Here is a 7,809-nt window from a genome sequence, read left to right as displayed (position 1 = left end):
TTGAAGAATGTTCTTTTTATACATAAGAATATTTTACAACAAAAAGTGACAAAGGAAAACCCCAAAACCCCTCATGAGTGAGGGGCAGGGGAGTTGAGAGTGCCGAAGGCACTTTGTTCCAGAGCGCTTCAGGAGAGAGGGCAGGAGGTGGCTCTTTACAGAACCGCGGATGCCTCCTTCGAGTCAGGGGAAAAGAGGATAGAGGATTTCAAGTGTCTGCAGGATGCAATAGAGGCGGTGCCGGTCATAGAGGAAGCGGCGCAGGTTCTGGGAAGTGATGTGCTGCTTCTCGGTTCTCCGACGTATTACGGATGCGTTTCGGCGCAGATGAAGGCATTTATGGATTCCTTCGAAAAATTGTGGGTGGAAGCGCCTACGGCCGGGATGTATTTCGGGTGCTTCACATCAGCGGGAGACGGATGCGGCGGGCCGGAGCTCTGCCTGCAGGTGATGAATACCTTTGCCCAGCATATGGGCATGGTTCCGATCTCTGTTCCGTGCAATATCAAAGGAGCGGTTCAGCCGGCGTATGGAATCAAACACGTGTCCGGCGAGATGGCGGACCGGGCTGTGACGGAAGAGACAAAAACAGCGGTGCAAAATTATGTGGACCACATTCTGAAGGTCATTTCGTGACGGCAAAAGGCGGACGGAGGAGAGAAAGAAGGGCCTGAAATACGTAGAAAAGATACACAATTTTCAGGAAAAGATGTTCTTTTTTATGATATCTCAAAGAAAGGATTGAATTAAAAACTTCCTTGTGTTACCATGAGATTGGTCAGTTATTTCTACAAATTAATACATATTACAAGGAGGGTTCTTAATAAATGGATATCCGTTATTCAGCCAATCAGAAGGATTTTAAACGTTACACAACAGAAGAGACGAGAAATGAATTTTTAATCGAGAATTTATATGCTGCTAATGAAGTCGTAGCCGTATACTCCCACGTAGACCGTATGGTTACACTGGGATGCATGCCGACTACGGAGACTGTTTCCATCGACAAGGGAATCGACATCTGGAAAAACTTCGGGACAGGCTATTTCCTGGAGAGACGTGAGATCGGTATTTTCAACATCGGCGGAGCCGGCAAGATCACAGCTGACGGCGAAGTTTTCGATATGAACTATAAAGACTGCTTATACATCACAAAGGGAACAAAGGAAGTACTCTTCTCCAGCAACGATGCAGCGAACCCTGCAAAGTTCTACATGGTGAGTGCACCGGCTCACAAGGCCTGCAAGACAACCTTTATTCCGATTGAGAAGGCAGCAAAGAAGCCGCTGGGCGCTATGGAGACTTCCAATAAGCGCGTAATCAATCAGTTCATCCATCCGGACGTTCTTGAGACCTGCCAGCTTTCCATGGGCATGACCGTGCTTGATCCGGGCAGCGTATGGAACACCATGCCGGCTCATACTCATGAGAGACGTATGGAAGTTTACATGTACTTCGAGATTCCGGAGAACAATGTGGTATTCCACATGATGGGCGAAGGAAACGAGACAAGACACATCGTAATGCAGAATGAGCAGGCTGTTATCAGCCCATCCTGGAGCATTCACGCAGGCGCAGGCACCAGCAACTATACATTTATCTGGGCTATGGGCGGCGAGAACCAGGCATTTGATGATATGGATGTAATCTCTACGACGGAACTTAGATAATGTAAATTCCATTGCCGTACAGGATACTTTCTGACGAAAAGAACGGGAATTGGCATAATTGATATGCCATTCCCGTTCTTTTTGTGTTACCTGTCCTGGAGTGTGCCTTAAGAATTTTCTGTGCAGTATCACCTTACAGAGGGGGAAAACGGCCTGAAATATGGATAAAAAATATAAAAATGTTAAAAAATGCAATAAAATATTAGAAATTACAATTCATATTGATTTTTGAAGCTGGTATGATTGTATCATCTTATAGAGAAGGAAAATCGTTCAAAGGAGGATCATATGAAAAGAAAATGGATGGCGGGGTTACTTACAGCAGCAGTGGTAATGGGACTTGCAGGATGCGGTTCGGGAAACAAAACGGAGCCGGCGGGGACTACGGCAGGGGAAGCTGCGGCAGAAACGACGAAAGAGGCAGCGGACCAGAAGGAGGCGGAGCAGGAAAAGGTAGAGCTGGAGCTGTTTCTTTCCAAAACAGAGATACAGCCGGTTATGGAAGAGCTGGCAAAGAAATTTGAAGAGGAAAATCCGAATATCAAGATCAATATAACCGTGACAAGCGATGGACGGACTGTTCTGCAGACCAGACTTTCAACAAATGAGATGCCGGACCTGCTGAACACCTATCCGGCGGAGCAGTTTTATAAAGATATGTTCCGGGAAGGAATCATGATTGATATCTCGGACCAGGAATTCTTAAATCAGGTATCCCAGGAATCCCGGGATATGACAGTCTGTGACGGTAAGTACTATGCCCTTCCTTATTCGGTCAGCGCATTTGGTATCTACTGTAATAACCGGTTGTTTGAACAGCAGGGAATCGAGCTGCCAACCACGTATGAAGAGCTGATTGCAGCGTGCGACAAGTTCCAGGCAGCAGGGATTCAGCCCATGGTGTCCATCGATAAAGAGCTTGGCAATATCGCACAGCGGTTTGAGCGTCTGGTCGGAGTCATCAACAATGACAGCAACTCCGAATTTGAGAAAATTGCCAAAGGGGAGATCAAGGCAGAGGATTCCGTAGCTTTGAATACCATAGCCGATGTCATGTATAAACTGTATGGATACAGCGGAGATGACTCCCTCGGTGTTGACAGCAATATCGGATATGCGGCCATGGCAAATGAGGAAGCCGCTATGATGCTGTGCGGTACCTGGGGGCTTACCACACTGAGAAATAATAATCCGGACGTCGATGTGGTTCTGATCCCATTCCCGAATCCGACCGGAGAGAAGACTAATGTTCCGATTAATGTAGACTGTTCCTTCAGCGTATGCACGAATACGAAGCATCCGGAAGAAGCCACGAAGTTCCTGGAATTCTTATCGCGCACAGAAAATGCACAGACCTACTGTGACGCCGATGGAAACCCGAATCTGATCAAAGGCGTGGAATATAAAGTAAGCGAGCATGAGCAGATCAACGCTGCGATTCAGAGCGGAGATACCTTCTTGACCGCAGTTAATTTCTGGCCTAATTCCCTTCGCGAGGAACTGCGGACACCAGTTCAGCAGCTGTTCATAGACGGAGATAAGGAAGAATTCCTGCAGTCCTGCGATACCGCAATAAAGAGCTTCTATAATCAATAAATGACAGGGGAGAGAGTAAACATCTCTCTCCTTTTTTAAAGGAGAAGATAGAATGTCAAAAAGCAAAGCTGATGCAAAAAAGAGAAGGACATTTATGGTATTTACGATTCCTGGTTTCCTTCTGTATTCTGCTTTTTTTATTTTTCCTATCCTGATGGGAGCGTATTACAGCCTGACGGATTGGGACGGGGTAAAAAAGAAGTTCAACATGATAGGAATGCAGAATTACGTGAAGATCTTCCAGGATAAGCAGTTTATCAATGCGCTCGGATTCACACTGAAGTATAGCCTGTTTCTGATTATTCTGACCATTATCCTTGCGGTATGTCTGGCGCTGTTTTTGAATCAATCGGTAAAGGGCCGCGGGTTCTTCCGCTCCATGTATTTTATACCGGCGGTGCTCAGCATGCTGACGGTCGGCCTGATTTTTAATCAGATTTTTTATTATATCCTGCCGCCGATTGGAAAAGCTCTTGGTAATCCCACCTTAAGCAAGAGCCTGTTAAGCAGCCCCAGAATGGCGATATGGGCAATTCTCTTCGTCAATTTGTGGCAGGGGCTTCCGATCCCGACGCTGTTGATTCTGGCCGGTTTACAGTCCATCCCCATGGATTTGCTGGAAGCCGCCTCTTTAGACGGAGCCAGGGATTTTCAGAAATTTCGGTTTATCACGGTTCCGTTTATTTTGCCGGTGCTCAGTGTCGTATTGGTCCTGACACTGAAGGGTGGTCTGATGGTCTTCGATTATATCCAGAGTATGACCGGGGGCGGCCCGGGCGGAGCGACAAGAAGTATCGCACTATTGATTTATGAACATGGATTTACACAGAACAAATATGCTTACAGCATCGCGGAAGCCATCATCGCAGGTATTATTATCGCCGCAATTTCTGCGGTCCAGATTACATTTACGAATAAGAAGAAGGGGGTGTAAGTACGTGACAAAAAAGAAAAAAGTTCGGATACTTACCTATTTCGTTCTGATTTTGGGGCTGATTCTCATTCTGTTTCCGCTTTATATCACGATCGTGACAGCGTTTAAGACGAATATCCAGACGGCCAAAAGCTTTTTTACGCCCCCTCTCCCTGCAACCATGGAAAATGTGTGGGTAATCCTGACATCAAAGGAGTATTGGTCCGCCTTTAAAAACACTGCGTATATCACCGTGTTTGTGCTTCTGGGCAATATGATTATCATGCCTGCCATGAGCTACGCCATAGCGAGAAGTATGCCGTCAAGCCGTGTCTACCGGTGGATCTACTATTTTCTCCTGCTGGGAATCTTCATTCCGTTTCAGGTGAAGATGATGCCGTTGGTTAAGATGATGAGTTACCTGCATATGTTAAATCCCACGGGTCTGATCATTCTGTGCATCTCCAGTTCTACCTGCGAAAGTGTATTCCTGTTGGTCGGATATATGGGAGCGATTCCCCAGGAGATGGAAGAGGCGGCTTATGTAGATGGGGCCAGCACGTTTCAGACCTATACGAAAATTGTGTTCCCGCTGTTAAAGCCCATGCTTGCAACGGTTCTGATTAAAATGGCGCTCTGGACGTGGAACGATTTCATGCTCCCGCTGGTTACCTTAAACCGCTCCTGGAAGTACTGGACGCTGACATTGTTCCAGTATAATTTTAAGACGGAATATATGATTAACTATGGCTTGACCTTTGCAACGATTCTCATGTCCATGCTGCCGATTCTTATCTTTTACGCGTTTATGCAGAAATACATTATCAGCGGACTGACCAGTGGTGCCGTAAAATCATAGGAGGCTGTGAATGAAAATACAATATCTTGGAACCGCGGCAGCGGAAGGCTGGCCAGGGATCTTCTGTAACTGTCCGGTATGCAGGGAGGCTGTCAGAAGAGGCGGTAAAAATATACGGAGCCGCAGTCAGGCCCTGGTCGATGATTCCCTGTTAATCGATTTTCCGCCGGATTCCTATTACCATATGATTCAGTACCACGTCCCGATGGCGGCCGTGCAGAATATTCTTCTGACTCATGCCCACCAGGACCATTTTTATCCCCTGGACCTGACAATGAGAGGAAACGGATTCTCGGATGAGGTAACGGGAATCCTTCAGATCTATGGAAACGAATTATGCTGCGAATGGTTCGGGGAGGCCGTGAGAACCGCATCTCCATACATGGAACTGGATCGCAGACTTGCCTTTCATACCATAACGAAATTTCAAACTCTGAATTTACAGGGATATACCATTACTCCCCTTCCTGCGCTTCATGACAGGAGGCAGAACTGCCTGATCTATCTCCTGAAAAAGGACGGGAAGAAGCTGCTGTATGGAAATGATACCGGCTGGTTTCCGGATGAGACCTGGAGGTTTCTGGAACGGGAGGGGCACCTTGACGGAGTCAGCTTAGACTGTACCATGGGAAGGCAAAAGGAGGGAACCAACCATATGGGAATTCCGGATAACCGGGAGGTCATAAAACGGCTTAAATTGTATGGATGCGTGGATTCGGATACGAAAATAGTGATCACCCATTTTTCCCATCATGGCGGTGTCCTTCATGAGGAATTGGAGCAGGAAGTGGGAACCGATGGCTGGTATGTGGCATACGATGGCTTCTGCCTGGAGATATAGTGGAGATGAAAAAGCTTACAAGAAAGGTAGAAACGCTGCTGCGGGGAATATCCATACGGCAGAGGCTGCTGTCTCTTGGACTGATCGTGCTGGCTGTGGCATGCGCCTGTCTGTTTTATCTGACGCTCAGATCGGTACAGGTGACCAGGGCGACCATCCGGAACAGTAACTCTACGGTGGTGACTGTCATCTCCATCAACCTGGATGACTGGCTGAGAGATTTGTATATTGCCACGAAAATGCCGATTCTGCAGGCGCCGGACCGGACGGAAATCTATAATTTTCTGACCGCCAATCAGGGCGATATTACAAGAAGCTCCAGCGAAGACCGGTATACCTATTTCTATAATGCATATAAGGAATGCTACGCCCTGATGGAAATGAATTCCCGCGTTTCGACGATTGATATTACAGACTTAAAGGGAAATTACTTAAGAACGCTTTCCACGGAAGATCACGATATGGTATATAAAGAAATATCCGGAAATTACTATTATATGCACAGCTACGTGATGGGGAAGATGAATCTGGATAAAACGTGGACGGAGCGTGTCATGAAGCTGCGAGGCCGGATGTACTGCCTTCCTAAGGATCTGATTGAAGGGACAGACCATTTCATAAAACAGGATACTTCGTTCTATGCAGCTCGTGCGATCGTGAATTCCGACACGGTAAGACCGATTGGTATGATCCTGATCCGATGTGACGTAGAGCCGCTTCTGGACTATTTCAAAGATAAACGGACGTTTTCCAGCCAGAAGCTGTCTGTTTTTAACCGGGAGGGAGAACTGCTGTTCGGTGATTTGGATGCAGAATACACATCGGAACTTTCACGGGCGCTTTCCTTTGGGGATGACAACAAAAAGACATCGGCCCGTTCACAAAAGCTGAATATCGGAGGCAGGCGGTATCTGTGCGATTATACGGTGACAGCGGAGGGATATACGGCGGCCGTCCTGACCCCTTATGATGTCTATGTGGAATATATCATACGCCAGGAACGGGCATTTTTTATTTTCATGTGCCTTGTACTGGCAGGACTTGCCGTTTGCTTCAGCAGTATTGTGAACAGTATCAGGAATCCCCTGCGCCATTTAGAAGCGGCCTGCAAGGAGGTGGAAAAGGGGAACTTTTCGATAACACTGGATGATGAGGGAAAGGATGAACTGACTCATTTTTCAAAGTCCTTCGAGACCATGACCTCCGAGATTCAGCTCCTGATCCAGGAAAAGTATGAGCAGAAGCTGCAGTATAACCACCTGGAGATCCAGATGCTTCGGGCGCAGATCAATCCTCATTTTTTATATAATACGCTGGAGAGCATATCTGCGGGAGCCTATTTGAAAGGAGAAAAGGAGCTTGCCTATATGGCTGTCCTTTTAGGGCGCAGTCTTCGCTACAGTATCTCCCAGCCGGATGATACGGTTACCGTGCGCCAGGAACTGGACGAACTCCACGATTATATGGAGCTTCAGAAAATCCGCTATAAGGAGCAGCTGAATTTCTGTGTCAGCATAGAGGAAGAACTCTATGACCACCGAATTTTGAAGCTTCTGCTGCAGCCGCTGATTGAAAATGCGGTCTACCACGGCATCAGCATGCAGACGCAGAACGGCAGCATTGAGCTGCTGGGATATGTGAAGAACGAAAAAATCATCTTTAAGGTCATTGATAACGGTCCGGGGATTGAAGAACCGTACCTGACGGATTTGAATGATTACATACAGGGGAAAAATGAGAAATTTAAGACCATAGGACTGCGCAATGTAAACCGGAGGATACAGCTGTTTTATGGATCGCAGTATGATGTCCATATCGAATCCAGTCCCCCTTTCGGAACCAGTGTGATCGTGGTTATTCCCGCAAGGGCATATGCTGCGCCGCTTGCGGCAGGGGGCCTGGCTCCATTTGCAGAAAGGAAGATGTGAAT

At 47.1% G+C, this 7,809-nt stretch carries 7 protein-coding genes; all 7 read left to right on the top strand.

Features of this window, described 5'->3' with window-relative positions:
• The first annotated feature begins 99 nt into the window (after positions 1 to 99).
• Entirely contained in the window at positions 100 to 636 is a 537-nt protein-coding gene (locus H8S80_RS33120; protein WP_181988080.1) for a flavodoxin family protein, read from the top strand.
• Between the two features lie 191 nt (positions 637 to 827).
• A complete protein-coding gene (gene kduI, locus H8S80_RS33115; RefSeq protein ID WP_002602190.1) occupies positions 828 to 1,670 on the top strand; it encodes a 5-dehydro-4-deoxy-D-glucuronate isomerase in 843 nt (280 codons plus the stop codon).
• 288 nt (positions 1,671 to 1,958) lie between these two features.
• Positions 1,959 to 3,266, top strand: a complete 1,308-nt coding sequence (locus tag H8S80_RS33110) for an ABC transporter substrate-binding protein (RefSeq protein WP_117633710.1) — start codon at positions 1,959 to 1,961, stop codon at positions 3,264 to 3,266.
• 52 nt (positions 3,267 to 3,318) lie between these two features.
• Positions 3,319 to 4,200 (top strand): carbohydrate ABC transporter permease, encoded by an 882-nt coding sequence (locus tag H8S80_RS33105; protein ID WP_038257721.1) that lies wholly within the window; start codon positions 3,319 to 3,321, stop codon positions 4,198 to 4,200.
• A 4-nt stretch (positions 4,201 to 4,204) separates the two neighbouring features.
• Positions 4,205 to 5,038 carry a carbohydrate ABC transporter permease gene (locus tag H8S80_RS33100; protein ID WP_002602193.1) on the top strand — a complete coding sequence of 278 codons (834 nt, stop codon included), beginning with the start codon at positions 4,205 to 4,207 and terminating at the stop codon, positions 5,036 to 5,038.
• A gap of 10 nt (positions 5,039 to 5,048) precedes the next feature.
• Positions 5,049 to 5,879, top strand: a complete 831-nt coding sequence (locus H8S80_RS33095) for an MBL fold metallo-hydrolase (protein WP_002602194.1) — start codon at positions 5,049 to 5,051, stop codon at positions 5,877 to 5,879.
• A gap of 5 nt (positions 5,880 to 5,884) precedes the next feature.
• A complete protein-coding gene (locus H8S80_RS33090) occupies positions 5,885 to 7,807 on the top strand; it encodes a sensor histidine kinase (protein WP_117633708.1) in 1,923 nt (640 codons plus the stop codon).
• The last annotated feature ends 2 nt before the right edge of the window (positions 7,808 to 7,809 follow it).

The sequence above is a fragment of the Hungatella sp. L36 genome (assembly GCF_014288035.1).
The sequence above is the reverse complement of the archived record's forward strand: the minus strand, read 5'-3'. Positions and strand labels throughout refer to the sequence as shown.

Coding starts and splice junctions, on each gene's coding strand:
- H8S80_RS33110 (WP_117633710.1), top strand. CDS start 1,959: ATGAAAAGAAAATGGATGGCGGGGTTACTTACAGCAGCAGTGGTAATG.
- H8S80_RS33095 (WP_002602194.1), top strand. CDS start 5,049: ATGAAAATACAATATCTTGGAACCGCGGCAGCGGAAGGCTGGCCAGGG.
- H8S80_RS33090 (WP_117633708.1), top strand. CDS start 5,885: ATGAAAAAGCTTACAAGAAAGGTAGAAACGCTGCTGCGGGGAATATCC.
- H8S80_RS33105 (WP_038257721.1), top strand. CDS start 3,319: ATGTCAAAAAGCAAAGCTGATGCAAAAAAGAGAAGGACATTTATGGTA.
- kduI (WP_002602190.1), top strand. CDS start 828: ATGGATATCCGTTATTCAGCCAATCAGAAGGATTTTAAACGTTACACA.